At 42.5% G+C, this 26,155-nt stretch carries 26 protein-coding genes and 2 pseudogenes; 5 read left to right on the top strand and 23 right to left on the bottom strand.

From position 1 onward, the window contains the following. Window positions 1-949: 949 nt before the first annotated feature. Complete coding sequence (locus tag WMO62_RS09005; RefSeq protein WP_055171286.1) at window positions 950-3,757, bottom strand: DNA methyltransferase; 2,808 nt, start codon at window positions 3,755-3,757, stop codon at window positions 950-952. Window positions 3,758-3,961: 204 nt separating this feature from the next. Here WMO62_RS09005 and WMO62_RS09010 point away from each other — a divergent pair, with 204 nt between their 5' ends. Together WMO62_RS09010 and WMO62_RS09015 are read left to right on the top strand one after the other, a co-directional pair. Next, window positions 3,962-4,234, top strand: a complete 273-nt coding sequence (locus tag WMO62_RS09010; protein ID WP_435390475.1) for a serine integrase family protein — start codon at window positions 3,962-3,964, stop codon at window positions 4,232-4,234. After that, a complete protein-coding gene (locus WMO62_RS09015; protein WP_435390476.1) occupies window positions 4,235-4,840 on the top strand; it encodes a DUF6551 family protein in 606 nt (201 codons plus the stop codon). A gap of 459 nt (window positions 4,841-5,299) precedes the next feature. On the opposite strand, the gene WMO62_RS09020 is transcribed toward WMO62_RS09015, so the two are convergent. From WMO62_RS09020 to WMO62_RS09080, 13 genes are all read right to left on the bottom strand, one after another. Further along, a complete protein-coding gene (locus tag WMO62_RS09020) occupies window positions 5,300-6,190 on the bottom strand; it encodes a TadA family conjugal transfer-associated ATPase (RefSeq protein ID WP_349144481.1) in 891 nt (296 codons plus the stop codon). A gap of 8 nt (window positions 6,191-6,198) precedes the next feature. Continuing rightward, window positions 6,199-7,197, bottom strand: coding sequence for a P-loop NTPase family protein (locus WMO62_RS09025; protein ID WP_117500012.1), 999 nt, complete (start codon window positions 7,195-7,197; stop codon window positions 6,199-6,201). A 182-nt stretch (window positions 7,198-7,379) separates the two neighbouring features. After that, window positions 7,380-7,652 carry a pro-sigmaK processing inhibitor BofA family protein gene (locus WMO62_RS09030; RefSeq protein WP_178753930.1) on the bottom strand — a complete coding sequence of 91 codons (273 nt, stop codon included), beginning with the start codon at window positions 7,650-7,652 and terminating at the stop codon, window positions 7,380-7,382. A gap of 99 nt (window positions 7,653-7,751) precedes the next feature. Next, the gene (locus tag WMO62_RS09035) at window positions 7,752-8,474 is read right to left on the bottom strand and encodes a UTRA domain-containing protein (RefSeq protein WP_178753932.1); all 723 of its coding nucleotides are present in this window, start codon (window positions 8,472-8,474) and stop codon (window positions 7,752-7,754) included. Next, window positions 8,474-8,986: a GntR family transcriptional regulator gene (locus WMO62_RS09040; protein ID WP_349144482.1), complete on the bottom strand. Its 513-nt coding sequence runs from the start codon at window positions 8,984-8,986 to the stop codon at window positions 8,474-8,476. Before WMO62_RS09040 ends, WMO62_RS09035 begins: the two co-directional genes overlap by 1 nt. 69 nt (window positions 8,987-9,055) lie before the next feature. Further along, complete coding sequence (locus tag WMO62_RS09045; RefSeq protein ID WP_349144506.1) at window positions 9,056-9,514, bottom strand: GNAT family N-acetyltransferase; 459 nt, start codon at window positions 9,512-9,514, stop codon at window positions 9,056-9,058. Window positions 9,515-9,579: 65 nt separating this feature from the next. Further along, window positions 9,580-10,425 (bottom strand): EamA family transporter, encoded by an 846-nt coding sequence (locus tag WMO62_RS09050; protein WP_178753937.1) that lies wholly within the window; start codon window positions 10,423-10,425, stop codon window positions 9,580-9,582. Next, on the bottom strand, window positions 10,422-11,066 hold the full coding sequence (locus tag WMO62_RS09055) for an HAD family hydrolase (protein WP_118440553.1): 645 nt from the start codon (window positions 11,064-11,066) through the stop codon (window positions 10,422-10,424). Before WMO62_RS09055 ends, WMO62_RS09050 begins: the two co-directional genes overlap by 4 nt. 1 nt (window position 11,067) lies before the next feature. Then, window positions 11,068-11,505: a PTS sugar transporter subunit IIA gene (locus WMO62_RS09060; RefSeq protein ID WP_178753939.1), complete on the bottom strand. Its 438-nt coding sequence runs from the start codon at window positions 11,503-11,505 to the stop codon at window positions 11,068-11,070. A gap of 62 nt (window positions 11,506-11,567) precedes the next feature. Next, a complete protein-coding gene (locus tag WMO62_RS09065; protein WP_178753942.1) occupies window positions 11,568-12,659 on the bottom strand; it encodes an SIS domain-containing protein in 1,092 nt (363 codons plus the stop codon). A gap of 27 nt (window positions 12,660-12,686) precedes the next feature. Next, window positions 12,687-13,163 carry a PTS sugar transporter subunit IIB gene (locus tag WMO62_RS09070; protein ID WP_118512503.1) on the bottom strand — a complete coding sequence of 159 codons (477 nt, stop codon included), beginning with the start codon at window positions 13,161-13,163 and terminating at the stop codon, window positions 12,687-12,689. A 10-nt stretch (window positions 13,164-13,173) separates the two neighbouring features. Then, window positions 13,174-14,004: a PTS system mannose/fructose/sorbose family transporter subunit IID gene (locus tag WMO62_RS09075; protein ID WP_118440546.1), complete on the bottom strand. Its 831-nt coding sequence runs from the start codon at window positions 14,002-14,004 to the stop codon at window positions 13,174-13,176. A gap of 2 nt (window positions 14,005-14,006) precedes the next feature. Continuing rightward, complete coding sequence (locus WMO62_RS09080) at window positions 14,007-14,795, bottom strand: PTS mannose/fructose/sorbose/N-acetylgalactosamine transporter subunit IIC (protein WP_118440544.1); 789 nt, start codon at window positions 14,793-14,795, stop codon at window positions 14,007-14,009. A gap of 254 nt (window positions 14,796-15,049) precedes the next feature. Between WMO62_RS09080 and WMO62_RS09085 the strand changes: the two genes are divergently transcribed. From WMO62_RS09085 to WMO62_RS09095, 3 genes and pseudogenes are all read left to right on the top strand, one after another. Next, window positions 15,050-15,268 carry a YaaL family protein gene (locus tag WMO62_RS09085; RefSeq protein WP_117500010.1) on the top strand — a complete coding sequence of 73 codons (219 nt, stop codon included), beginning with the start codon at window positions 15,050-15,052 and terminating at the stop codon, window positions 15,266-15,268. Between the two features lie 74 nt (window positions 15,269-15,342). Further along, window positions 15,343-17,307: pseudogene (gene metG / locus WMO62_RS09090) on the top strand (methionine--tRNA ligase); the annotation flags it as partial. Between the two features lie 278 nt (window positions 17,308-17,585). Next, a pseudogene (locus tag WMO62_RS09095) lies at window positions 17,586-19,142 on the top strand (DUF885 domain-containing protein); the annotation flags it as partial. Window positions 19,143-19,154: 12 nt separating this feature from the next. Here WMO62_RS09095 and WMO62_RS09100 read toward each other — a convergent pair. From WMO62_RS09100 to WMO62_RS09140, 9 genes are all read right to left on the bottom strand, one after another. Further along, the gene (locus WMO62_RS09100; protein WP_349144483.1) at window positions 19,155-19,595 is read right to left on the bottom strand and encodes a MarR family winged helix-turn-helix transcriptional regulator; all 441 of its coding nucleotides are present in this window, start codon (window positions 19,593-19,595) and stop codon (window positions 19,155-19,157) included. A 127-nt stretch (window positions 19,596-19,722) separates the two neighbouring features. After that, window positions 19,723-19,929 carry a hypothetical protein gene (locus tag WMO62_RS09105; RefSeq protein WP_147324704.1) on the bottom strand — a complete coding sequence of 69 codons (207 nt, stop codon included), beginning with the start codon at window positions 19,927-19,929 and terminating at the stop codon, window positions 19,723-19,725. A 205-nt stretch (window positions 19,930-20,134) separates the two neighbouring features. Beyond that, a complete protein-coding gene (locus WMO62_RS09110) occupies window positions 20,135-21,298 on the bottom strand; it encodes an RNA-guided endonuclease InsQ/TnpB family protein (protein ID WP_349144484.1) in 1,164 nt (387 codons plus the stop codon). Further along, window positions 21,228-21,884, bottom strand: a complete 657-nt coding sequence (locus tag WMO62_RS09115; RefSeq protein WP_118440899.1) for an IS607 family transposase — start codon at window positions 21,882-21,884, stop codon at window positions 21,228-21,230. Before WMO62_RS09115 ends, WMO62_RS09110 begins: the two co-directional genes overlap by 71 nt. 72 nt (window positions 21,885-21,956) lie before the next feature. Then, complete coding sequence (locus tag WMO62_RS09120) at window positions 21,957-22,958, bottom strand: LacI family DNA-binding transcriptional regulator (RefSeq protein ID WP_349144485.1); 1,002 nt, start codon at window positions 22,956-22,958, stop codon at window positions 21,957-21,959. 172 nt (window positions 22,959-23,130) lie between these two features. Continuing rightward, window positions 23,131-23,655 (bottom strand): spore maturation protein, encoded by a 525-nt coding sequence (locus WMO62_RS09125; protein WP_349144486.1) that lies wholly within the window; start codon window positions 23,653-23,655, stop codon window positions 23,131-23,133. A gap of 67 nt (window positions 23,656-23,722) precedes the next feature. Next, the gene (locus tag WMO62_RS09130) at window positions 23,723-24,370 is read right to left on the bottom strand and encodes an HAD family hydrolase (RefSeq protein ID WP_349144487.1); all 648 of its coding nucleotides are present in this window, start codon (window positions 24,368-24,370) and stop codon (window positions 23,723-23,725) included. A gap of 385 nt (window positions 24,371-24,755) precedes the next feature. Continuing rightward, window positions 24,756-25,151, bottom strand: coding sequence for a D-ribose pyranase (gene rbsD / locus WMO62_RS09135; protein WP_349144488.1), 396 nt, complete (start codon window positions 25,149-25,151; stop codon window positions 24,756-24,758). A 10-nt stretch (window positions 25,152-25,161) separates the two neighbouring features. Further along, the gene (locus WMO62_RS09140) at window positions 25,162-26,145 is read right to left on the bottom strand and encodes an ABC transporter permease (RefSeq protein WP_117499947.1); all 984 of its coding nucleotides are present in this window, start codon (window positions 26,143-26,145) and stop codon (window positions 25,162-25,164) included. Between the last annotated feature and the right edge of the window lie 10 nt (window positions 26,146-26,155).

Below are 26,155 nucleotides of genomic sequence, written 5' to 3' on the forward strand. Positions count from 1 at the left end.
TTCCACCAAAATACCCATCACCCAAAATGTACTGGACACTTCTATTCATTATATTTGCACCAACAACTTGAAGTTATCTTCCTGCTTACGACTTTCCAACAACATAAACTCCAAATATCATTTTGATAATATAAAGATACTTCTTTCTTACCCCAGAGCAAGATCCACCTGTGTTTAACAATATTGTCTTTCCGACAAATGTTCTTTCATCAGGTTTTTATCTTGCTGGGGATTCCCCAAACCCATTCTTTCTATTTATGCCGAGGTTACTGTACACATTAGAGCAAGATCCACCCCGGTAATACCATATCGCTATTTTAGCAATATGATATTTTCCGGACGTAGGATTCTTGCTGAGGATTGTGCTCCCCAGTTCCTCACATTCAGCATAAATATACACTTGGTTCCCCGAATTTTTCTGGTCACAACACAGGGATATAAAATAGACTAAATATCTCTATATCCCTGTGAAATCACTATGTGATTTTAAAAACAGCAAGGACAGGAAGTGTGGATACACTTCCGCAAAATTACCAATTTCGGAGCCTTATCCAAAATTGAAAAATACATAAAAATCCAAAATCCATAACCTTACTCAGTATCCAAATTTATGATTTTTTACAAATCACAAAAAACCAATATGAAAATTTTACAAATTTTGTATCACCTGTAAAATTCCCATATTGGTTTTCATTCAGCTTTTATGGATTTGGAATAATCTATATTTTCCAAATATTCTGTGCATTAGCTAAGAGCCATTCTGCACGATTTTCTATTTCATGTTCGTTCCAATCATTTTTTTGAAGTACGTCATATAATGTATAGAGTCCGCTCGCACACAAAAGTAAACCTGGTTTATTTTGTCCCTTTGTACTATATAACGCGGGTTGATGTATTCGAGGGCTACAAAGCAGATTTAAAGCTATATTGCAGCCGCCGGGTAAGATGATTACTTTGTCAATTCTTGATACATTCGCATAAGGGACGCAACGCAGGCAGATTCACTTGAAAATTCCGGCGTTCCTTTTGTGAAGCCGTACGCAGCCATAACCGCACGATCATTTGCTTGATGTGCCCTGATAAGTTCCGGCGGCATTAAAACTTCATCATAAAGTTCTGCAAGACTGCTATCGGGGTAAAGTGCTCGCGCATCAAGAATAGCCTGTGCTGTCTGTTCTATTTTTGCCTTTTGTGCATCTGTAGGGGTAGGCCATGGGAAATTATTGTATACAATATTTATTGAATATTGGTAACTAGGACCATAGTATCCACATACGGTTCTAGTCCAGGCCATGTGCACATTTGATTGCAAAACGCCAAAATGAAATAGTGTTGCGCCACTCATGAGACGTAATTTGTTGCTACAAAATGTATTTTCATCCAAAAATCCCATTGGAATATATCGCCTATTTCCCGATGAAACCTCAGGGGCTGCAATATAATTACCAGACGGCATATTTTCTGTCTGAAATCTTGTCGGTGTATCTGCTAGTTTTTTTGTTGATTTACGGTTACTTTTTTCTCTGTATTCTTTAACTGCTTTCACAAGTTTCAAACATTCAGGCATTGCTTTTAATTCTGCTGGGCTACATCCACCCAACCATAAACAATACTTAAATGTATTATTTAGAAAACCTGCCCCATCTAGCCATTGTCTAAAATATTTTTGGCTGTTTGGCTCCTTTTCAACAAAATTATCCATTTCAGATTTAGTGAAAAGATAATTTCCATTATCAATAGGCTGATTACCCATCTTAAATACAGGCACTTGACACAAAGGCTTATTTCTTGATGAAACAAGAATATCCTCAGCTGCCGTCAAATATGGACTGATATGTGGTACTTTTATAACTCTATCACCTGAAAACAAAAGGGCTTCTCTATCTTCAATATGTGAAAAACCAACAATAATAACATAAACAGTTGCTGTCTTACCCGCTTCAGAATTCCATTTGAAAAACTTATATGCAAAGTTGATATAAATATCGTCTTGTAAAATGTTTTTCCAAATAGGGTAAATCTGTTGCCCTTGACATATTGAATCGGTTGCAACAAAGGCACATCTGATTGCTGTATTTTTGGTGAAAACAGCCGCTTTCTTAAACCAACAAGCAACATAGTCAACATTTCCTAAATCTTCACCGAATACATTAAGCCTATCTGTTTTCTGTGTATCATCTAACATTCCTTTTGAAGATGAATCTTTAGCTTTTGTTCTTCCGGCGCGGGCTACAAAAGGCGGATTTCCCATAATATATGAAAGCTGATATTTCGGAATAACGCTTTCCCAATCAACTTGAAGTGCGTTGCCCTCATGTATAAATGCATTCGTTTTCAGCGGCAGGAAGTCAAGATGCATCAAAACAATACTTTCTGTTTCTTTCATCATCTGACTTTCAGCAATCCATAATGCAGTCTTTGCAACGGTTACGGCAAAATCATTGATTTCGATACCGTAGAACTGACTGATAGAAACCTGTATCGGGTTCATATTGTCATAGCCTAAAACCATCTGACCGCCTTGTAATTCCTGTAAGATTTCATTTTCCAAACGACGCAACGACAGGTAAGTTTCCGTTAAAAAATTTCCGCTGCCGCAGGCGGGGTCTAAGAACGTAAGCGTTGACAACTTCTTTTGAAAATCTTGCAGTTTTCTTTCCCGTGTACGCTTTACAGCAATATTTCTGATTTCCTCAAATTCCGCCTTTAATTCATCCAAAAACAGCGGGTCAATAACCTTGTGAATATTTTCGATAGAAGTATAATGCATTCCTCCGGAACGTCTTGTTTCCGGGTTCAAGGTGCTTTCAAATACCGCACCGAAAATAGTAGGGCTGATTTCCGACCAATCAAAATCAGAACTTGCTTTTGTTAGTAACAAATCGCGGATTTCATCGGTAAAGGGTGGAATTTCTATATCCTCATTTGCAAACAATCCGCCGTTGACATATGGGAAAGCTGCTAATTCCGGGAAATCATCTTTTAAATACGGGTCACGATCTTCGAGTTTTGTATCAAGTATCTTGAAAAGGTCTGTGATAGCACGCCGCATTTTGCGTGCGTCAAATTCCGCTAAATAATCATGGAACATACCGCGCCCGCCAAATATGCCTGCATCCTCTGCGTACAGACAGAATACAAGCCGGACACAAAGCACATTAAGGCTTTTCATAGCACGTTCACTTGTAGGGTCTGCATACTGTTTTGCAAATGCATCATAGAGCAAGCCGACAATTTCACCCGCAGCAATGGAAACTTCCATTTCACGCTTTAAGTGTTCGTTGCCGCTATCCACTAAAAATTGAAGCCGATAATATTCTTTTTCGAGATTTTCAAGCAGGATTTCTTCCGGCTCTCCGCCGGGGCGTTCCATATCGTATACAAGGAACTTTTCAAAATTACAGGTAACGACCCAACGCGGGTGTTGTGACAGCGGTAATTCTGTTATATAGCGTTTTGCCTGTTGAAATGGGGTTAAATACGTGCCGTCTGATTGCTTGATAGGCTTTCTTAAATCTTTGCCCAGTCCTTTTTGTTCAATCAGAACTTTTGTTTCTGGGATATTGCCATCAATAAAACTTGTATGATCTAAGTGCACCTGTTCTTCAAATAGTATGAACTGTTCCGGGTGCTCTTTCCCGAAAACGTCACGCAGTAGTGACAGCCAAAAAGATTGACTTTCCCCTTTCTCATATCCTTTATCTTTCCAGTATGCGGCAAAGGCTTTCGCCGCCACACGCTGTTCTACATCATTCATATGTACAACCGCCTTTCAGGTATAATAATTCAATTGGCATTATACTATATTTACGGCTGTTTCTCAATTATAGTCTGACAATTCGAAGATATATTTTTGTCGCTTAAATAGGCAAAAGTCGCTTGATGATACTTGAAGATAATACAATATCTATGCGAGATATCCGAAGAAAACCACGATATATAGTGTTATAAAAAAGATATTTTGTACTATATACATTCCGAGAAGAAGAACATCTGGACCTTCGACAGCAAAGGCGAGCTACTGCTTACCATCATGTCCTCACTAGCACAGGAAGAAAGCCGCTCCATTTCAGAGAACTGTACATGGGGCCAGAGAAAGCGATTTGCTGACGGTAAGGTCACTGTTCCATTCAAGAGATTTCTTGGCTACGACTGTGGTCTTGACGGAAACCTTGTAGTAAATCCAGAACAGGCCGTTACCATCAAACGAATTTCCAGTATGTTCCTTCAGTGAATGACCTATCACGGGATAGCAAAACAGCTCACCGATGACGGCATTCTGACACCGGGCGGAAAGACAAACTGGAATCAATCAGCTGTAAAAAGCATTCTCTCAAACGAAAAGTACAATCTCTCTATTACTTCTTTCTCTCGCCCCGGAGGTATATGTGCTGTATCCACTTTAATTAATATCTATGAAAAATATGGTTTTCACACTCTTGATCGTGTTTTACGCCTTTGCGTTGCCACATGGGAAGGCGCGCCTATGTCCTTTAGCTCCAATATGCTTAATGCTATTGCCCGTCTGGATAATGCTTATGGAGAAACAATGAAAGATGACACATTTAAAGAAAAAGTAGGACGTGTCTCTGTCAGAGAAATCAGTCGTACTGCCAGAGAACGTCGTGCCGGTTCATTAGGGTTTGCAGAAGCTCTTTTACTAGAATACAATAAAAAATCCAAGTATTCACTTCCTTTTGAGAAATTATACACTCATAAAACACCCAAAAAAAGAGAACAATCAACTGAAGATGAATCCGGTCAAAGTTCCACTCCAGAAGGTCAGTTAGATTTATTTTCTACGGATCAGGACAATACTCAGGCTCTGCCAAACGAATAGCGCAGAGCCTTCAGCCTTCGTTCTATCCATACTTTCAAAAGAATACCCTACTTTAAGACTCCCTTTCATGCAAGCACTATTTTATCTTATTCCAAATTCATCATCTGCTCCATCCGCCACCTTATATATGAATACCCATTCCAAATATTTGCTTTTACCGGATACTCTTTCCTGTAAACAAATACAGTGTGATATTTAACAAAATGCATTCTACACCAGTTATGTATATCCTTCATATATATGTTATTTATACCGTTCACCCACTGTTCTAAAGACCATATGTCTTTATCTGACAATAACTCCATTATGAACAGTACATTATAATATTGAATGACACCTACTCTCTTCCTTTCCTCTATTAACCTTTTACACAATAACCTATACTTAATGTTCATATCGTTCCTATGCCCTCCCTCTAATCTATATTTTCCATCCTTATATACGTTATATATATAATTATTATATAGTACATATAAGGCAGGTAAGCAGTTCAAATGCCTCGGCGCCCCTCACCTCTCCCACAATAATTCTCGACGGTCTCATCCTGAGCGATGCCCGGATCAGATCCCGGATCGAGATTTCTTTACAGTCCTCCGTTCCTGCAGACCGGGTCTCCAGCCTCACCAGATTGGGCACATGCTGTATCTGAAGTTCTGCGGTGTCTTCAATAACCACAACCCGTTCCTCTTCAGGAATAAATTCCGAAAGTGCATTCAAAAAAGTCGTCTTGCCGCTGCCGGTTCCGCCTGCGACCAGAATCGAATAGCCCGCTCTCACCGCATCCGCCAGAAAATCAATCTCCTCCTGAGAGATACTGTCCATCTCCAGCAGCCGTTTCATGGTCATCGGCTCTTTTGGAAATCGTCGTATCGTGATGATCGGTCCGTTGACCGCCACCGGCGGCAACACCACATGGACACGGTCTCCGTTTTCCAGCCTGGCATCTACGATGGGCTGGGATTCATTGACCGCCCGGTTGCATGCACCGGTGATCTGCCGGATCACGTCCAGTATCCGTTCTCCTGAGTAAAAATTTTTCTCCCATCGGCTGAGCGTTCCATCCTTCTCCAGAAAGATCCCGTTCATGCCATTTACCATGATCTCCGTCACATCCGGCTCCTCCAGCAGCTCCTGAAGAACATCCATCTTGCGGAGTGCATGAAACAGTTCTTTTTTCAGGCGGCACCTTTCATTCAGCGAAACAGCCTGCTCTTTCCCATACGAAATCACTACTTCGTCGATCAGTTCCTGCATCTCTTCATCAGACACATCCCGACTCAGGTCTACACGCTCTAAAATCTGTCTCTTCAGCTCTGTAAACACTTCTTTTGCCTCTGATACATCTCCCATGATCCCTCCTAACTTGTCAGCAGTTCCCGGATATAACTCCCCAGTCTCTGCTCCGGCAGCATACTTAAGTCTGATTCGCTGTCCGACCCGGTTCCATCGGGCGGCAGCTCGAGCTTCTGCAGCAGTTCCAGAATATCCAGTCCGTCTAAAATCTGAATATAGCGATCCCACTGTTCGATTTTTCCACGGGAAATCGGATCTTTCTTTACCGGCATATAGATCCCATCACATTGTCTCAGCAATTCCAGTTCATGACCGGTGCTGGTTCCCATATCCAATATAATGACATCATATGTGCTCTGGCTTCGGATCAGATGCAGAAGTTTTTTCCATTCTTTTACTGTAATCTGACAAAAATCTGTATAGGAATCGCAGGGTGGAATATAATCCATTGCTCCGAACTTCTGAACCATACTGTTGAGACGATAGAGAAACTGAGATTTATTCTGACGAAGAAAATATATGAGATCCGCCATATTCCAATGGTGCTCTCCCAACAACCCCGTCAGTCCTGAGCATTCTTCCATATTTAGATATAATACATGTTGTGTTTCCCCCACAATCTGGCCCAGCGTCAGCGCAAACTGCGTCTTTGCATTAGCATCTGCCGGTGAATATACCCCGATCACCCGGTTATCCTTTCGTACTCCCGCCGGATACAGCTCCCGGTTGTCCTGCTCCGAATAATAATACATGATCTCCCGCAGAATCGTTTCTACGGACTGATACTTGTACACGGTTGGATAAGAAGTAAACTTCCCTGGCAGATTTCCCTCAGAGAGCAGAATCACACATTTACCCTGAAGCACATCTTTCCATGCCTCATACCATTTTGCTGTTATCAGCAGGATCTCTGTCTCGTCTCCATCCGGTGTCTGTTCCATCCGTGTCTGATCCGTGCAGGCACAAACCTGGAATAAATAACCTTTTTTCAGATTGACATACTCGGCAAATGCCTGTACATAGGCAAGATCCGGGTCTGCAATCCATAATTTTGTGTTTTTCAAAATAACCTCCTGCAACAAATACTCCCGTTATTATGCTGCAAATTTTTGGAATTTAGCTTTGAATGACAAGCCTGTAGCGAATTGCTACATAGTAGACAAACGTTTATCATGCGCCTATTATAAATCGCGGATTTTTATGTGTCCATGGTGTTTACAGTTTGTTCATATTTTTTAGCAAAAACTCACAAAAGATGAAAAGCTGACACTGCGTAAAGCAAAGAAACTCCGCTGAATCCGAGGGTTCCAGATGTCAAAAGGCTGACCGGTCCAAGTCCTACCTGACAGTCGATCCCCCATCTTTTCAGCATTGAATTGATTAGACAGATGACAATCCCACCCATAACTGTGCGAATACCGAAGTTCAAGATCCATTCCATCCGGTTTTTTATGCTTCCAATCAGCAGCACCAGCATACAGGCCCCTGCGATCAGCAGCATTCCTGTTCCTTTTTCCATTCTGCTCCACCTCCAGTACATGTATATGACAGAAAGATATTACTATGCAAAAAACACACGAACCAGATGTCAGAACATCCTGATTCGTGTGTTTTATGATTATCCTCTTTGAGCTACATATTTAAATGAAGTATATTTGGGGAGGTAATAAGCATCCGTGTATTCTACCAGTTCATCCGTACTGTCATAACCAAGATAATGGAATCCGAATACCTTTTTTCCTTCTTCCAGTTTCATAAGTGCCGTATATTCTTTCGGCAATGTCACGATCTGCAGATAGGATTCTACCCTCTCCGGCATCTTTCCTTTAGTGTCCATATATTCATACAGAGACCCCTCACCGAATTCATACCGGTCTGCATCCCAGAACAGATCCTGCGGAATATATGCTTTCTGAAGTGCATAAGGTTCATTATTTACATAAGACAGGCGTACCAGTTCAAATAACATTTTTCTGTCCGGAAACTTCTCGGCCAAAATTCCTTTTACCGGAACCAACTGAAGCGAAACAACTTTTCTGAACGATTCATATCCTGACTGCCGGATCTGCATACTCAGGCTAATCGTTGCCGTTGTGCCCTGCTCGATCCTTGCCATATTTTCCGGTATTTTCACTACAAATGTACCTTTTCCGAGCAGCGGGCGGATATAGCCTTCTTCCTCCAGCATCTTCAGAGCTTTGCGAACGGTCTGTCGGTTGATTCCATACTGCTGTGCCATCACACGTTCCGAATCCATCTTATCTCCAACCTGATATTCTCCGCGCCGCATCTTATCCAGTATTCGATTCATAAGTTGTATGTAAAGTGCATTATATTCCATTACTGTTTGCTTACGCTCCTGAATTTGTAAAAATCACTGATAGCCACAATTTCAAAATATTCAAACGGAATGCCTTCTTCCACATAAGAAGTTCCCCGAATCATCAGACACTCCTGATCCTTTGTCTGCAAAAGTTCCTGTTCCTTAGGGCTTGGTGTGACGACCAGAATCTCTTCTTCGCTTTTCTGGGTCACATATCCGAATTTTTCACGGATCAGTTCATAGGACGAACAGTGTTCCAGATCTTCCTTTTCCACACCTTTTACTTTTTCATAAACCATGTAGGTACTTTCTATGGACTTGGGAATACCCTCTATCACGCGCAGTTTTCTCAAAAAAAGGACAGGAGTCCCCAGGGAACTCTTCAGCATCCGACTGATAAATCTGTTTGCTTCTTTGATCTCCAGATTCAATATACGATATTCAAATGTTAATCCTTGTTTTGTAAGTGCTTCCGAAACAGACTGACAGACTGTTAGATCTCTCAGAATCGATATATTTTTTCCCTGCATGAAACCCTATTTCCCATCCCATTTTTTATTATTATAGCCCAGAATTTTCCTTTATTCAAGCACGTTCTCTCATTCCTGAAGTCCAAACACGTACTCCATATCGTGCCATTTTTCGCCGCCCCACACAGAAGCTGAGATTCCAAGATCTTTGTATCCCATCCTCTCATACATTTTTACTTTTTCATCCAGACAGGTAAGTACCACCCGTTTCCGTCCCTGCCCCTTCTCCCGTGCAAGATATCGCTCCATGATTTCTCTGGCAAGCCCCTGTCCTCGATACTCAGGCAGCACATCTAATCCAAGTAACATAATATTTTTTCCATTTTTATTATGAAGAGTAATATTCGTAAAGAATTCATCCCGAAATACATCTTCATCCGTGGCTATTCCATTCAGAAACCCTGCAATCTTATCTGTCTTTTTGTCAACCGCCACCAGAAATGTTTCCTGTGCCTGTGATGCCCGCTCCGCCATGGATTCCGGCGTACATGCTTCGTTGGACGGGAAACAAATATTTTCAATCTCAATTGTCTAGTCTGCTTCCTCTTCCTTTACATTACGAAATGTAAATAATTCCGATAATTCTGCTTTTGTCATTTTTCCGCCTCGTTTCTTGCCTCAAAAAGTGTTTCATACAAAATTGCCCCGACCATAAGAACCGCTCCGACTGCTGCCCACTTTCCAATCGTTTCATGAAAGATCAGATAAGACCAGATTGGTGCCATAATGATCTCTGACGAGGCAATTAAATTTGCATTTAATGCAGTTGTCATCTGAATTCCTCGCGTGTATAATACTGCTGCCACTCCTGAACACAGAAATCCTGCCACCACCAGAATTCCTGTCTGTCTGACGTCAAATACATCATGTGCAAAAAAGACCGCATATGTTCCTGTAATCAGAATACATATAATCTGCGAAAACAAATTCGCAGATACCGGATCGTTGTCTTCCATCGCCCCTAAATAGAACTGACCGCCAAACATAATACCAGATGCGAGAGCCAGAATATTTCCCAGCATCATTCCTGTGTTTATCTGCCCCGCAAAGAATATTAATATTCCTGCACTGCATACGGCCACTGAAATAATCTGCTGACATTTTAGCCTTCTTTTCTGGAAAATTCTATAATAGAACAATACAAAAATGGGCGAACAATACTGTAACACGATTGTATTTGCAACTGTTGTATATTTGTTTGCAAGGAAAAAACATATGGTCTGACCTGCTGTAGCCAACGCTGTCAACAGAATCTGACGATTCCACCGAATCGCAGACCCTCTGTTACACACGCGGAGAGTCAGCATTGCGACCAGAGATATTACCGCTGTCACAGTCATTCCGTGATACGTTACCATTTTGGTTACAATCCCAAGAAAGCTCCACAAAAATGCAGTTTCCAGAATCAGGATATTGCCAACCATTTGCCTGCTTCTCATAATAACACCTGTTTTATTCCTTTCAGATCAGCGATGTGATATGCTGCCTTTGACTGGTCAAAGCAGAAGCGTTCATCTTTTCTCGCCGCAACCGCAGCTCCTGCTGCCACGCCTGCCTCGATCCCATAGGTAGAATCCTCCACGATCAGACACTCTTCCGGCTTTCTTCCAAGCCTGTTCATGGTGATCTGATAGATCTCCGGATCAGGCTTGCTCATCACCAGAGATTCTCCACTGATCACGGATTCAAAATAATCCCGGATGTCACATTGATCCAGCATCTGTGAAATACAGTGCACCGGCGAAGAAGATGCCAGTGCGATCTGCAGACCCTGTTCTTTTAACCAGCGCAATATCTCTTTTACTTCCGGATACAATACCTCCGTAAAATCAGCGATATGACCGGACTGATAGATCTCCTCCAGTTCCTCATCAAACTGAAGGTCATCCAGCGGTCTTCTGGCCAGTTCATGCATCAGTATCCGCTCCGTCTTTCCTGACATTCCAACGATTGGGTACAATTCTTCTATTCTGATCCAGGGATATCTTTTTACAAGTTCCCTGTATGTACGTTCCAGATAAAAATATTCGCTGTCGATCAGCACACCGTCCATGTCGAAGATTACTGCCTTATACTTCATCTTATTGCCAGTCCTCGTCATTTTCCTCCTCACATCCTTCAAGATCCTCTTCGTTGAAAAAATCAACCTGTTTTCTTCCGTTTTCTATGATTCCTTCCAGAATTTCCTCCCAGGACATTCCAATGTTACGCTCCATCAACGTCTCGATCAGCATTGCAAGATTCGTTCCATATACAACTTTGATCCGACGATCCTTCATACTTTCCGGCACGATCGTATTAAACGGTGAGCCGCTTAACAGATCACAGAACACCAGAATATGCTCTGCTTCTTTCATCGTCTGCAGTGCTTCTGCAATATGCGCTTCCAACTCCGTCTTAGTGTCTCCTTCCGGAAAATCCACCCACACAAAATCATCCTGTTTTCCAAGGATCAGTTCTGCCGCGCTGGCAATACCGCTGGCAAAATGTCCATGTCCCAATACCATAATTCCTGTCATATACAATCTCCTCCTGAAAAAACAAGGGCAGATATTTCTCATACCTGCCCCGGTTGTGTTTACTATTTTGCCTTTGGATAATGAGCTAAAGATTCTTCAAACGGGTCAACTCCCGTATCAATATAAACCTGCTCAGCGCCTTTGGCCGCTACAAACTGAAATGGAACTGTATACATCAGCGGTGCAAGATATTTGTTTGTCTTTACACTGAATACCGCATCTCTCTTATCTGCATCCGGAATATCTTTACAGGTGATCACATGTACCCGCGGTGTATATTTTTTGTATGCAGTACGGAATTGAAGCATACGCTCATATTCTGCCTCGTCGGAACCGATCATAAGAATGGTCTGTTTCGGTCCGATTGCCATGGTCGGTCCGTGGGAATACTCCTCCAGTTCATATCCAAGAACCGGAAGTCTGAGCATCTCGCCTGCCTTCAGTACGCCCTCCAGCATGGATCCATAATCTACGCCATATCCAAGAACGTAGATACGTTCACTGTTGACGATGGATGCGTTATTTCTGTCATACCATGCCTCACTCTCATCGAGTACCGTCTGGAAATGATTTACCAGATCTGCAGCTTCCTTCAAAGTCTCCTGATACTGCTCTTCGGTGTAGATATTCTTAGCTTTTGCCACGCCGATCGCCCACAGATAAACACTCAGTACCGACACGGTATATCCTTTTGTCTCCGGCGGTGTCAGCTCATCGCCCACCAGCAGATGTACGGAGATATCTGTATTTTCAGTGATCTTGCTCTGCAGATTACCGGTGATTGCCAGCGTCAGATAACCGTTCTTCTTTGCATACTCCATAACCTCGCAGGTAGATACACTGGTTCCTGACTGACTGATTCCCACATACAGGATCTGATCATTTTTCAGCATTCCTGTCCAGTCCGGTTTCTCATAGTTCTGATAGACCGTCGGATACTGTGCACTTGCATCAATTCCTACGATATGTTTGAAATAGTAAGCAGCGATCTGAGATACATTGTAGGAAGTACCTGATCCAAAGAAAAATACTTTCTTAATATCATGTTTCTTAAAAACTTCCACAAACGGATCCACAAATACGTTCTGGTTATCCAGTGTATATTTCAGCACCTCCGGCTGTGATTTAATGTTTCCAAGTACAGTCTGTTTCATAGTTCTCCTCTTTTCTGATTCATTCTTTTATTTCAATAATTCAGTCACATCACGTTTTACGTCCCTCGGGGTATTCTGTATGTACAGTTTGACTCCCTTCTGAACCAGTTTTGAAAATGCTTCTTTCTCTTCCGGCGTGATAAATGTGTTCTTATCGATCTGTGTTGCTCCCGGACGGTTGGACATATTTCCAATGGTAATATAAGGAACCTGATATCCGGCTTCTGCCATCCGCAGGATTGGAACCGGGCTGTTGCAGAGAATCATCACTTTGATTCCTTCATCAATTTTTCTTATAAATTTGTCCGCCGCTTTTGCAGATCCGAAAATGGACAGTTTACAGTTCTCCGGCATACCAAATTTCAAAGTTGTTTTTCTTGTCTCATCATTTACAATGTCGTCATCAACGATTGCGATCCTCTGGAGAGAATACTGCGGGATCCAGTATCCGCATACCTGTCCGTGAATCAGTCGATCATCAATGCGTGTATCTAAAATTGCCATACGCGCCTCCTTATGCAGAGATCAGTCCAAGGATTCCCAGCACAAAGCCAATTACCACGATTCCTGCGATCACATACTGAACTTTCACTTTCTTCTTAATTGCTCCATATACACCTAATGTGCATGCCAGCGGAAGCAGCTTCGGCATGATCTGATCCAGATAATCCTGAATGATGATTTCACTGCCGGAAAGTGTGAACTGAAGCGGGCAGTTGATGCTTACCCACATCGCGATCATACAGCCAATGGACATAGCTCCGATAATGCCTGCACAATGAGTAAACAGTGCCATTCTACCGGTCTTCTCCATCTCGCTTAAGATCTGTGCACCTTTGTTGTATCCAAGATCCAGTGTGATCAGACGGGTCAGCACATTCGGAATGTTGAATACCAGCAGCAGAATAAACGGTGCGATCGGGTTGCCTTCCTTTGCAAATCCAATAGCCAGTGCACATGCCAGGATACGGATAATGCCCCAGAAGAAAGTATCACCGATACCGGAAAGCGGTCCCATCAGAGATACTTTGATGGCATTGATGGTTGATACATCAAAATTCGGATCTTCCTTTGCGCTCTCCTCCATGGCGATGGTGGTTCCCATTACAAACGGTGATGGAGCTACGGTCATGTTAAATGCTGCAATATTTCTGTGCATTGCGGCTTTTAATCCTTCATCGTCATTTTTATATATTTTTCTCAGAAGCGGCATGATCGCATATAAGAATCCAAGACCTTCCATTCTCTCATAGTTGAAAGAACCTAACAATGTAAAACTTCTCCAGAATACGCCTCTGAAATCTTTCTTTGTAAATCTTCCTGTCGTTACTTCATTATTTGCCATGTCTAGTCCTCCCACTCATCGTCAGCAGCAGTGTTTGCAGCCACTTTTGCTGTTCCCTCATTGGATCTCAACATGAAGATGATCCATGCTACTGCAACTGCGATTGCCGCAATCGCAACCATTGTAAGATCAAAACCAACATAAGCTGCCGGAATAAATCCTAAAATGAAATACGGAATCAGTCGTTTCTCCATAATGATGTTTAACAGTAATGCAAATCCGAGACACGGAAGCAGTGCAGCTACTCCGCCAAGTCCGGTATTTATCCAATCCGGCATGTTGTTTACGATGCCTTCAATCAGCTCATTTCCGAAGAACATAACGATAAATGTCGGAATTGTGTAAGCTAAAAATGTACAGATACCACAGAAATAATGACACCAGCGGATTCCTCTGAAATCCAGTGCGTCGATCTTCTTATCTGCTGACAGCATCACACCTGAATAAGCGGACATCAGCAGCGTGTTCAGGAACTGCATGATAACTGCAACCGGAACACCAAACAAAATTGCGGTCTCAGCACCTGTACCAGTTGTAATTGCTACTGCTGTACCAATCGTACCACCTATACCAATATCCAACTGAGCAACCGGACCAATTCCAACGGCACCCATCCACATTAACTGGAGCTCTGCTCCGATGATCAGACCAGTCTTTACATCCCCCAGAACCAGTCCTACCAGAAATCCCGTTACAATCGGCTCACGAAGCTTGCATTCTCCAAGCCAGTCGCCTTCACATCTGCTCACACCTGCGATGATAGCAATCAATATTGCCTGCACCAAACTCATAACCATTCCTCCTAAAATTATTCTTCCTCTTTCGCGAATCGGATCAAGTGGTATATTATGCGTACCACTTGATATTTATATACCACACCAGTTAGCAGATTACAATACTTTTTCACTCATTTTAAGGATTTTGTCTATTTTGTCAGATTTTACCTTTAAAAATTAGGAAAAATGCCCATGCCCAGTATAAGTTTCCATTTTCACGACTATACTGTTATTAACCTATTTTTCCCAGAACAGGAAGGAGGATACAGATGAGACAAAAGCAGGCAGACGCGCCTCCCGATACCAGGAAACAGCAGTTAATGGAAGATCTGCGCCGTACCAAATGTGCACTGGACCAGGCCTATTCCAATTTTGAAAATGTAGTGGATCCTGACTTGATAGACTGCTCCATCTATGAACTGAAAGCAGTGCAGATGCGCTACCGTTTTCTTCTGAAACAGGCAGAATTACTGGAAAAAGCGACTTAGAGATCCGTTGACTTCTTTTTCTTCCTGTGCTACTCTTAAGACAATGGTTTTTTATGCTATAATTTACGAAAACAGAGGATAAGCAAATGGAAAAGAAAAAGTTTTATATGACCACAGCCATTGCCTATGCATCCGGAAAACCGCACATCGGAAATACCTATGAAGTTGTACTGGCAGACAGCATTGCCCGTTATAAGAGATTCGAGGGTTACGATGTATTTTTCCAGACCGGAACCGATGAGCATGGCCAGAAGATCGAGCTGAAAGCAGAAGAAGCTGGCGTCACTCCGAAGGAATTCGTTGACAATGCCGCAGATCAGATTAAAAAGATCTGGGATCTGATGGATACTTCTTATGACAAATTCATCCGCACCACTGATGAAGATCATGAGAAACAGGTACAGAAAATCTTCAAATATATGTACGACAAGGGAGATATTTACAAAGGTTCCTATGAAGGAATGTACTGTACTCCCTGTGAGTCCTTCTGGACCCCGTCCCAGCTGGTAGATGGAAAATGCCCGGACTGCGGACGTGAAGTACAGCCTGCAAAGGAAGAGGCTTATTTCTTCAAGATGAGCAAATATGCTGACCGTCTGATCGAGCATATCAATACGCATCCGGAGTTCATTCAGCCTGTCTCCAGAAAGAATGAGATGATGAACAATTTCCTTCTGCCGGGACTGCAGGATCTGTGTGTATCCAGAACCTCCTTCACCTGGGGCATTCCGGTCACCTTCGATCCGAAGCATGTTACTTATGTATGGCTGGATGCACTGACCAACTATATCACCGGTATCGGCTATGACTGTGATGGCGACAGCACTGAGAACTTCAAGAAACTGTGGCCTGCAGATCTACACCTGATCGGTAAGGATATCATTCGTTTCCATACCATCTACTGGCCGATCTTCCTCATGTCTCTGGATCTGCCGCTTCCGAAGCAGGTATTCGGACATCCGTGGCTGCTGCAGGGCGACGGCAAGATGAGTAAGTCCAAAGGAAATGTACTTTACGCTGATGAACTGGTTGATTTCTTCGGTGTAGATGCTGTCCGTTACTTTGTACTTCATGAGATGCCGTTTGAAAATGATGGTGTGATCACCTGGGAACTGATGGTAGAGCGCCTGAACTCCGAGCTGGCAAATACCCTTGGCAATCTGGTAAACCGTACAGTTTCCATGTCCAATAAATATTTCGGTGGTGTAGTAACCAATACCGGTGTAGCGGAAGATGTGGATGCTGACCTGAAGGCAACCGTTCTTGGAACTCTCACCAAGACCACCGAGAAGATGGATCAGCTCCGTGTGGCAGATGCCCTGACAGAGATCTTCGCACTGTTCAAACGCTGCAACAAATATATTGATGAGACCATGCCTTGGGCACTGGCCAAAGATCCGGAGAAGAAAGACCGTCTGGCTACTGTTCTCTACAATCTGGTAGAAAGTATCAGCTACGGTGCTGCTCTTCTGGAGTCCTTTATGCCTACCACTTCCAAGAAGATTCTGGCTCAGCTGAATGCAAAACCAAGAACCATCGATCAGATGACTGAATTTGGTCTCTATGAGTCCGGCACCAGAGTAACAGAGACTCCGGAGATCCTGTTTGCCCGTCTGGATGTCAAAGAGGTTCTGGCAAAAGTAGAAGAGCACAAAGCTGCTCAGGCTGCAGAGGCTGCTCAGAAGGAAAATGTCATTGATATCGAAGCAAAAGAAGCTGTATCCTATGATGATTTCGCAAAACTGCAGTTTCAGGTAGGTGAGATCCTTTCCTGCGAAGCTGTTCCGAAAGCTGATAAGCTGCTCTGCTCTCAGGTGAAGATCGGAAGCCAGGTACGTCAGATCGTATCCGGTATCCGCAGCACCTACAGCCCGGAGGAGATGGTTGGCAAGAAGGTTATGGTTCTTGTAAACCTGCAGCCGAGAAAGATCCGCGGACTGGTATCTGAAGGCATGCTTCTGTGCGCAGAAGATGCTGACGGCAAGCTTTCTCTGGTCGCTCCGGAAAAAGAGATGCCAGCAGGCGCTGAGATCTGCTAATTCTATAAAATAAAAATGAAGCCTTCGCACATATTTTTCAGATTCTTGTCATATAGTTTTCTGATCATCACTGTGCGGAGGCCTTTTTTATGAAAAACAGGAAAAAACTTCTCTTTATTTTATTTCCACTTCTGATCCTGCTCATCTTACTTGGGCGGATTCTTTGCCAACCCTCCTTTTCCACCTATACATTCCGGCTTTTCCGTCAGGAACTGGCACAGGATACGATCACCCTGCATTATACCTTAAGCGATCCAGAGGCTTATGGTTTTAAAAATATGTCCGCCTCATTAGGCGATTTTACATATGCTTCCTTTCAGAAAAGGATTCAGGATCTGAAAGACCAGCAGGTCTCTTTGCAGAATTTTCTGGATCAGGATCTAAGTGAACAGGATGCCATGACCGCCGAACTTCTGGACTGGTGGCTTACCGGTCAGATAGAGATGGAAGATTTCTATTATTTTCAGGAGCCGCTGGGACCAACACTTGGTGTACAGGCACAGCTTCCGGTACTGCTGGCAGAATTTGCTTTTCGGAAAGAAGCCGATGTTGAGCTTTATCTGAATCTGCTAAAACAATTGCCCGATTATTTTGCACAGATTATGGATTTTGAGCGTGAAAAAGCCTCCCACGGTATGTTCTTAAATGGAGAATCCCTGGATCAGATCCTTGCCCAGTGTAATGCCATGCTGACAGTCGATGAGCATCATTTTCTGATCACATCCTTCTCTGACCGGTTGCGGGACTGCTCTTTTGTAAGCGACAGCCACCGGACTGCCTACGAAATCCGCAATCGGCAGATTATTAACGATTGCGTAGTTCCCGCCTACCAGTCTCTGATTACTTCTCTGGGCCAATTACGTTCAACACAGAATCAGGCACTTGGGCTTTATCACACTCCCGGCGGTCTCTCCTATTTTGAGCACCTGCTGAAATACACCGTAGGAACGGATCTTACAATCTCCCAGATCAGCCGTCTGCTGGATGATCAGATGGAGACCGACTATGAGACAGTCTATGCGGCGATTGAAGAGGGGATCGATCTGTTGGAGCATGATTCTGTCGCAACGGCAGACTCTGATACAGCGAACTCAAATGCTTCTGGCGACATGGCTTCTGCACAGACTGCCTCCGACGCTTCCAGCCCGCTCTATATCCTTCTTGATCTTCAAAAAAAGATCAATGAAGATTTCCCCATGCCTCCAGATACGAATTTTCAAGTCAAGACAGTTCCAGACTCTCTGGCGCCTTACCTAAGTCCCGCCTTTTATCTGACACCACCAGTGGATGCCACTCAGGAAAATACCATTTACATCAATCCTTCACAAAATACGGATGGGATCACGCTGCTCACCACACTGGCTCATGAAGGTTATCCTGGCCATCTCTATCAGCATACCTTTGAACAACTGGATTCCTATGATCCGATCCGAAGCCTTATCTATGTGGGCGGTTACACAGAAGGCTGGGGATTATACAGTGAACTCTATGCCTATGATTTTCTTGATATGAACAAGACCAAGGCAAATGCCTTGAGGGCATTATCATCTCTGAACTATGCCATCTGCGCAAGCCTGGATCTGTCCGTACACGGCATGGGCTGGAACGAGGCACAATGCGTCAGTTACCTTGCCTCCTTCGGGATCACCGACACCACACAGATCCACAAGCTCTATCTGCAGCTTCTGGAAGAGCCAGGCAACTATCTGAAATATTACCTTGGTTACCTGGAGATCTGCAAACTAAAAGAGAGCGCGCTCGCACTCTCTTCTAACTGGTCTTTATATGATTTTCATAACTGGTTCCTGACTACCGGACCGGCTCCATTTTCCATTCTCACCGAACACTTAGAGGACCTTGAAATATCCCCGAAGCTTCTCAAGCGCATGAGCCAGGACTTCCATCTCCTGTCCGTCCAGCCCTTCCATGACGGTCGAAACCATTTTCTGATGAAACGCCGCATGCTTCTCGTAGGCTGACAACCCTTTATCTGTCAGTGACAGAAGCACCACTCGCTTATCCTGTGCACTGCGGACACGAGATACATACCCCTTTTTTACCAGGTTGTTGATGGCTGTGGTCAGCGTACCAACGGTCACTGCCATCTCACCGGCTACCGTAGACATATTTTTCGGTTCTCCAATCCCAATTGCATCAATAATGTGCATGTCATTGATAGAGATTTCCTTAAATATACCTGTGATCAGGGCTTTCTGCTCCACGTCCAGAATTTCATTAAATAACATGACCAACAGGTCGTTCAGCAAATTTTCCTGATTCACACTCATCTACGCTCACCGTCCCCTTTTTCTTGTCACAGTATAGCACAATTCGGACAGTGCCGCAATGATTGCTTGCAGGTAGAAAACTCATAAAAGCCCGGAGTATGGCATAAAAACAAGCTTATTCACCCTTTTATTTCTTGGACTCTGCCAGATCTTTATCTTTGTATCCGAACATCCAGGTCAGTGCAAATGCAACACCTGCCACAACAGTTGCAGAATAAAGGCCACCCATAATAAAACTTCCAATACCAAACGGAAGCGTAATCAACTGCTGAACACCACCGATAATTGCATTTTCAACCGCTTCATCTACAAGTTTCTGTAATGTTCTGTGCAAAGCATTCATGCTTGCTGTACTGCCACTCAAAATGTGATTAAATATACCCACATCGAGATAATGTAAGTTCTCGCGAACATTACTTACTGCTTCATTGTGTATGTTTTTGATTGACCGTAGTCATATCTACTCACAAGTTCATGTACACTCCACAGTCGTAAATTCCCGAAATAGCCTTCGGTACATACTTACATTTGCGTTTTAATTATGCAATGCTGTAAGTTTCTGCATCTCTCAAATTAAGTGCAGCATTGAAATCTCTGTCTTCGATATAACCGCACCTGCATTTGAAAATCCTATCTGAAAGTTTCAAATCTTTTTTGATGGATCCGCAGCAGTGGCAGGTCTTAGATGATGGATACCATCTGTCTACTACTCGAAGCTCAATTCCGCTTTCATTGCATTTAGCCAGCAGCTTCGCTCTAAACTCATAGAACTTCTGCGAAGCAACCGCTTTTGAGAGATGCCGGTTCTTCATCATGCCTTTTACATTTAAGTCTTCAATCGTTATGTAAGATGGCTTGATTTTTACCATCTCTGCGATTGTCTTGTTGATGTAATCGGTACGGATATTATCTATCCTATGGTGAAGTTTTTGTACTTTGAGCTTTTGTTTTTGTATATTTGCTCTTTGGGTGGCGTCTCCTTTCTTTAAATTTTCGTATTTACGAGAAAGACACCTTTGTTCTCGAATAAGTTGTCTCTCAAGTTTTTTAAGTTTTGCTGATTTGTTAATGTTTTGATATGTTCTGCCGTTTGATACAATGGCAAAATCTTTTAGTCCGAGGTCTATGCCAATCCCTTCGTCGAAATGATTGATTGTTTTGTTATCAGAGACCTCCACAAGAACTGAAACATAATACCTGTCAGCCTTTATTGAAACCGAACCGCTTTTAATCACGTACCCATCTTTGGTAGTTGGTATATATCCTTTTTCCTTGATACGAACCCAGCCAAGTGATGGAATTTTAATTCTATGCCTTTCACAATGGCAATCCTTCGGATTATTTTTTACAAAATACATCTTTACATCAGATTCGCCTTTCTTTTTGAAATTAGGAAAAGCACTTTCGTGATTGAAAAATCTTGTAAATGCGGTCTGCCCGTTATTTACTGACTGTGTTACAGCCTTTGAATATGCTTCCTTGATCCACGAATACTCCGGATGTTGTGGAAGATATTCGTTATTAAGCCAAATTCTAAATTTATTGCTGCTCATAAATTTTTTCCCATCTTCGTGGAGCTTTTTGTTATGAGCCAAATAGAAGTTATAAATAAATCTGCAAGTTCCTATTGTTTTACGAATCTTGGTTTTCTGCTCCTCTGTCGGATTTATTTCCGTCTTGAAGCTCTTTAGCAATTTCCTCATCTCCTTCTATCTGTTTTTTATACTTACGAAGTCCATACAACCGGCAAGAGAACACATGAAGAATTGAAACTATATCCTGCACAAGTTCTTCCTGTGGTGACAGTTCCTCATTATTCACTATCACTATAGTTGTATTGAACTTCATACAGAATTTTTCAAACCACTCGTACCCAAATCTGATGAATCTGTCTTTATGGGTTACCATTATGGTTTTGATTTTTCGTTTCATCACTTCATCTAATAATTCGTTCCACTTTTTGCGATTGTAATTAAGACCACTTCCATAGTCTTCAATACATTGATCTACAATGATGCCTTTCGCATTGCAAAACTGGCGTAGAAATGCGACTTGATTTTTCAAATCATCTCTTTGGTTCCTTGTAGATACTCTGGCATAAATAACTACCTGACGTTGGTCATTTTCGATATTTATACCTTTGAATTGTAGATACTGGTCATAAGTGTAATAACGTCTATCAGTTGGAGTTCGGTTTGCCTTTAAAGTTCCCTCCCTATCCCAGCGTTGCAATGTCTTAACAGACACGCCTAAAAGTTCAGCAAAATCTTTTGGCTTATAATTTGTGATATTTGATGTGTTCATAATACATTTGCTCCTTTGAGTATACTTAAACACATTTAATCACATTAGTCAACGCATTTATTTACTTAATATTCCTCCTTTCAGATCTGAACTCTGTCTGCAGATCAGCTCCGCATGAAGCGGATGATCTTCTCTCTTCTGATCATTCGGATGATCCATCCGATAAAGCAGCCTCTGTACTGCCAGCGATGCCATGGTCTCATTTGGCTGTGCGATACTGGACAGGGACGGATACAAAACCTCGCATAAATAAATATTATCGAATCCTACAATCCCCACCTGCTCCGGAACCCGGATCTTCATCTTCTGCAGAATTCCCATCATCTGCACTGCCCGCCGGTCATTGTAGGCAAAGATTCCGGTCTTTCCGGTGGTCTTCGCAAAATGTTCCTTCAATGCGGCTTCGATCACCTGTGAATCCTTAGATGAAATAATAGTCAGGTGCTTTCTGAACTCTCTGCATTCATTTGCCATTCCATCAATAAATCCCAGATACTTATCATCTGTGGTATTTCCAAAGAAAATATATTCTTCATAACCCTGTTCATGCAGATGTCGCGCCACCTGTGCGCCTGCCTCATCATGTGCCACATAAAAAGAATCAATTCCTGTGGCATGTCTTGTGATCACAACGGTTGGAATATCCAGGCGGCTGACCATGCCTCTCCATTCTGCCCCATTCTCATCTACCGGAACCATGATCAGTCCATCCACCCGGTAACGCTTCACAACATCCAGACACTCTTTTTCTTTCTCCAGATCATAATCAGAACTGAAGAGAATCAGACTGTAACCATCCTTTCTTGCTTCTTCTCCGATGTGTTTTACCAACTCCGCAAAAAAAGAGTTGGAAATGTCGGTCACGATCACACCGATCAGGCGGGTCTTGCTCCCTACCAGGCTCTGCGCCATTACATTTGGCTGAAAATCATGCTCTCTTGCACATGCAAGAACACGTTCCCGGATTTCTGGATTTACTGCTGTATTTCCATTTAACACACGCGAAACGGTGGGCTGGGATACCCCTGTCAGTCTCGCGATCTCTGTCATTGTTATCATGCTGCTTCTCCCTGTGAATGGTTGTAAATCGCTTTTTGATTGTTTGCTAAATGGTTGTGAATCATGTGTGAATACGTATTCACAACTTCTGTGCTTATAGTAACATGTCTATATTTTTCAGTCAATTAGCACTTATTCATAATATTGACTGTCCGTTTTTGTGCAGAATGCATCATCCCATTCTCGCCAACATCACGCTGGTAAAGATGCCTGCAAGAGTTGACAGAAGTGCTCCCGCCAGCGTCCAACGGGTCTTTGATACTTTGGCTGTCAGAAAGTATACACTCATGGTGTAAAACACTGTCTCCGTGCTGCTCATCATGATCGATGCGATCAGACCAATCTGAGAATCGGTTCCGTATTCTTTATAAATGTCCAGTGCCAATGATGTAGCAGCCGAGGATGAAAACAAGCGCACGATTGCCAGTGGAACCAGTTCCACCGGAAAATGGATCCATTGCGCCGGTACTGTCAGCAGCCTCGAGATCAGTTCCAGGAATCCCGATGCCCGCAGCATTCCCACTGCCACCATCAATCCCACAAGTGTGGGCAAAATCTTCAATACCGTATGGATTCCCTCCGCTGCACCCTTTACAAATTCATCATAAACAGGAATCTTTGCTGCCAGACCAGTGACAAGAATATAGACGATCAGAATCGGAATTATAAAATCAGAAATATAATAAAAGAGATTCATAAAAATCCCCCGGCAATGGAATCATTCTATTATATCCAATACCGAAGGGATTCATAACGGTTTTTCTTTATTTTCCAAGACAAATATCTTCAATCTCAGCCAGCCGGTCAATATAATAGTCAGCTCCTGACTGATCATAACCAAACCGGTCATCTCGCTTGCAGATAACGACGGTCCCTGCGCTCTCGGCTGCCTGCAGTCCAAAGGTAGAATCTTCCACCACATAGCAGTCTTTCGGCTCCACACCCATTTTCTTCATGGTATAAATATAAATCTCCGGATCCGGCTTACTGTGTACAAACTCTTGACCGCTGACAATAATATCAAAATAATCTGTCAGTTCCAATACTCCAAGATTCTGCAAAATCTTTTCCTTCGGAGCGGAAGAAGCCATTCCAATGTGAAATCCACTGGCTTTGAGTTTCTTCATCAGAGGATAAATGTCCTCATTCACGATTGCCCGCAGGTTAAGCGGATACTCCGCATTGACCTGGTCACGACCTTTATTATACGCTTCATAACTCATAACGAAGTCCGGTACATTTTCCTGAAATAGTTCGTACGTATCCTTTCGGTTTGATCCGCAGATCTGAAAACTCAATTCATCAGTTATCGTAAACCCGTTTCTCTCCATAAATATTTTAATCCGCTTCTGATACTCCGGCTCGGAATCAATGATAACGCCGTCCATATCAAATATAATATGCTTTTTCATGGCTGCTCCTTGTCCTCTATACTTTTTTACTCTGCTTGCATGTCTACTTATCATCCACTATAATAACAAATAATAATATGGCAGGCAATTATATGACTTTTATAACGGAGGATATTTTTATGCACATCAAAGAAAATGCAACTGGCTTCCAGCACATTGTCTTCCTTTCTTTGAAAACGGTGTGAAATTCTTTAAGATTCAAGGACCGAATAAAGAGACTGTAGAATTTAATCAATATGTATAATGTTGAGGTTTTATCATCACTTGCCAGGTGTCCTGTGAAACTTGTTTAAGTAATGTGATATAAATAAGTTGGAAAGACAGTTCAACAATAAAAAATGCTCAACTACTTACTTAAGTAGGTAGTTGAGCAACAATTCCGGTTTCAGAATGTGACCCCTGACACCAGGATCACATTGGCATAAGATGTCGTTTCTCCTGTTCTCACAACAGCTCGACTCTTCTTTGTAAGCTCTTTTAATTTTTCATGAGAAACATATGTCACTTTTATATTTGGGAAACGATGAAGTGTTTCATGCCATAGTTCCGGGGATACATCTTTCATCTCTTCTGCCAGAATAATTTCCTGCACACACAATTCTTCCAGAATCGTATCAAGAGTTTCCAGAAATCCTGGTGTTCCTTTTCTAAGCGCAAGATCGATTCGCTGGGTCTCCTGTGGAATTGGGAGTCCACAATCCCCAACCGTCAAAGTATCTGTATGTCCCATTTTTGCAATCACATATGACAGTTCTGAATTTAATAAAGCTGATTTTTTCATATGGCACCTCCTATTTTTTGGAGCCTTTCAACATTTTTGTATTCTTATAATCATCCATATATACAGCAATCAAAATAACGATTCCCTTACAAATGTACTGATAAAAACTGTCCATCTTCAACATATTAAGACCATTATTGATAAATCCAATAATAAATGCACCAAGTACGGTACCAGCAATTGCACCACGACCTCCAGCCATGGATGTTCCACCCAAAACAACAGCTGCAATAGCATCCATTTCCGCACCATTTCCTACAGCCGGCTGCATAGAACTATTGCGGCTAGTAAGTACCATACCTGCCATTCCAGCACAGATTCCTGATATAGTATAAATCAAAACCGTAATTTTCTTTGTATCAATACCTGCGAATAATGCTGCCTTCGGATTTCCTCCTATTGCATACATATGACGTCCAAATTTTGATCCCGATAAAAGCAAACTACTTATAATAACAATCAGAATCATATAAATAACCGGATATGGAATAGGACCAAGAGAAGCCCCACCGAAGTTCATATATGCCTGACTTGTCAAACGGATGGTTCCTGCACCTGTAATAACATATACCATACCTCTTAAGATATTTTGGATTGCATAAGTAACAATAAATGCAGGCAAATGTGTATTTGCAAGGATCAGACCATCTATTAAACCTGATACTGCTCCAACACCCAAACCTGCCAGCAGGCAGATTCCAAAAGGAATTCCCATCAGTGATAGGTATGCAGATACCATGCCAGACATTGCCATAACTGCTCCCACAGAAAGATCGATACCGCCAATGATCAGTACCAAAGTCATTGCGCAGGCAATAATCATATTGATGGATACCTGACGCGCCACATTGATCAGGTTCGTAGCTGTCCGGAAGGTAGGTGATGCGATAGACAATACAACAAATAAAATAATGAGAAAAGCAAACTGTCCTGCATACTGCATGAACCAGCGCCGAAATCGTTCTCCTGTTTGAATAGCTTCTTTATTTTTCATTGATAACACC

This window comes from Hominiventricola aquisgranensis, assembly GCF_040096225.1.
In the GTDB taxonomy this organism is placed as follows: domain Bacteria; phylum Bacillota; class Clostridia; order Lachnospirales; family Lachnospiraceae; genus Hominiventricola; species Hominiventricola aquisgranensis.

What these genes read in the sequence shown, in the direction of transcription:
- WMO62_RS09005 (WP_055171286.1), bottom strand. Translation starts at nt 3,757, where the DNA reads ATGAATGATGTAGAACAGCGTGTGGCGGCGAAAGCCTTTGCCGCATAC.
- WMO62_RS09015 (WP_435390476.1), top strand. Translation starts at nt 4,235, where the DNA reads ATGACCTATCACGGGATAGCAAAACAGCTCACCGATGACGGCATTCTG.
- WMO62_RS09020 (WP_349144481.1), bottom strand. Translation starts at nt 6,190, where the DNA reads ATGGGAGATGTATCAGAGGCAAAAGAAGTGTTTACAGAGCTGAAGAGA.
- WMO62_RS09030 (WP_178753930.1), bottom strand. Translation starts at nt 7,652, where the DNA reads ATGGAAAAAGGAACAGGAATGCTGCTGATCGCAGGGGCCTGTATGCTG.
- WMO62_RS09035 (WP_178753932.1), bottom strand. Translation starts at nt 8,474, where the DNA reads ATGGAATATAATGCACTTTACATACAACTTATGAATCGAATACTGGAT.
- WMO62_RS09040 (WP_349144482.1), bottom strand. Translation starts at nt 8,986, where the DNA reads ATGCAGGGAAAAAATATATCGATTCTGAGAGATCTAACAGTCTGTCAG.
- WMO62_RS09050 (WP_178753937.1), bottom strand. Translation starts at nt 10,425, where the DNA reads ATGAGAAGCAGGCAAATGGTTGGCAATATCCTGATTCTGGAAACTGCA.
- WMO62_RS09055 (WP_118440553.1), bottom strand. Translation starts at nt 11,066, where the DNA reads ATGAAGTATAAGGCAGTAATCTTCGACATGGACGGTGTGCTGATCGAC.
- WMO62_RS09060 (WP_178753939.1), bottom strand. Translation starts at nt 11,505, where the DNA reads ATGACAGGAATTATGGTATTGGGACATGGACATTTTGCCAGCGGTATT.
- WMO62_RS09065 (WP_178753942.1), bottom strand. Translation starts at nt 12,659, where the DNA reads ATGAAACAGACTGTACTTGGAAACATTAAATCACAGCCGGAGGTGCTG.
- WMO62_RS09070 (WP_118512503.1), bottom strand. Translation starts at nt 13,163, where the DNA reads ATGGCAATTTTAGATACACGCATTGATGATCGACTGATTCACGGACAG.
- WMO62_RS09075 (WP_118440546.1), bottom strand. Translation starts at nt 14,004, where the DNA reads ATGGCAAATAATGAAGTAACGACAGGAAGATTTACAAAGAAAGATTTC.
- WMO62_RS09080 (WP_118440544.1), bottom strand. Translation starts at nt 14,795, where the DNA reads ATGAGTTTGGTGCAGGCAATATTGATTGCTATCATCGCAGGTGTGAGC.
- WMO62_RS09085 (WP_117500010.1), top strand. Translation starts at nt 15,050, where the DNA reads ATGAGACAAAAGCAGGCAGACGCGCCTCCCGATACCAGGAAACAGCAG.
- WMO62_RS09100 (WP_349144483.1), bottom strand. Translation starts at nt 19,595, where the DNA reads ATGAGTGTGAATCAGGAAAATTTGCTGAACGACCTGTTGGTCATGTTA.
- WMO62_RS09110 (WP_349144484.1), bottom strand. Translation starts at nt 21,298, where the DNA reads ATGAGGAAATTGCTAAAGAGCTTCAAGACGGAAATAAATCCGACAGAG.
- WMO62_RS09120 (WP_349144485.1), bottom strand. Translation starts at nt 22,958, where the DNA reads ATGATAACAATGACAGAGATCGCGAGACTGACAGGGGTATCCCAGCCC.
- WMO62_RS09125 (WP_349144486.1), bottom strand. Translation starts at nt 23,655, where the DNA reads ATGAATCTCTTTTATTATATTTCTGATTTTATAATTCCGATTCTGATC.
- WMO62_RS09130 (WP_349144487.1), bottom strand. Translation starts at nt 24,370, where the DNA reads ATGAAAAAGCATATTATATTTGATATGGACGGCGTTATCATTGATTCC.
- rbsD (WP_349144488.1), bottom strand. Translation starts at nt 25,151, where the DNA reads ATGAAAAAATCAGCTTTATTAAATTCAGAACTGTCATATGTGATTGCA.
- WMO62_RS09140 (WP_117499947.1), bottom strand. Translation starts at nt 26,145, where the DNA reads ATGAAAAATAAAGAAGCTATTCAAACAGGAGAACGATTTCGGCGCTGG.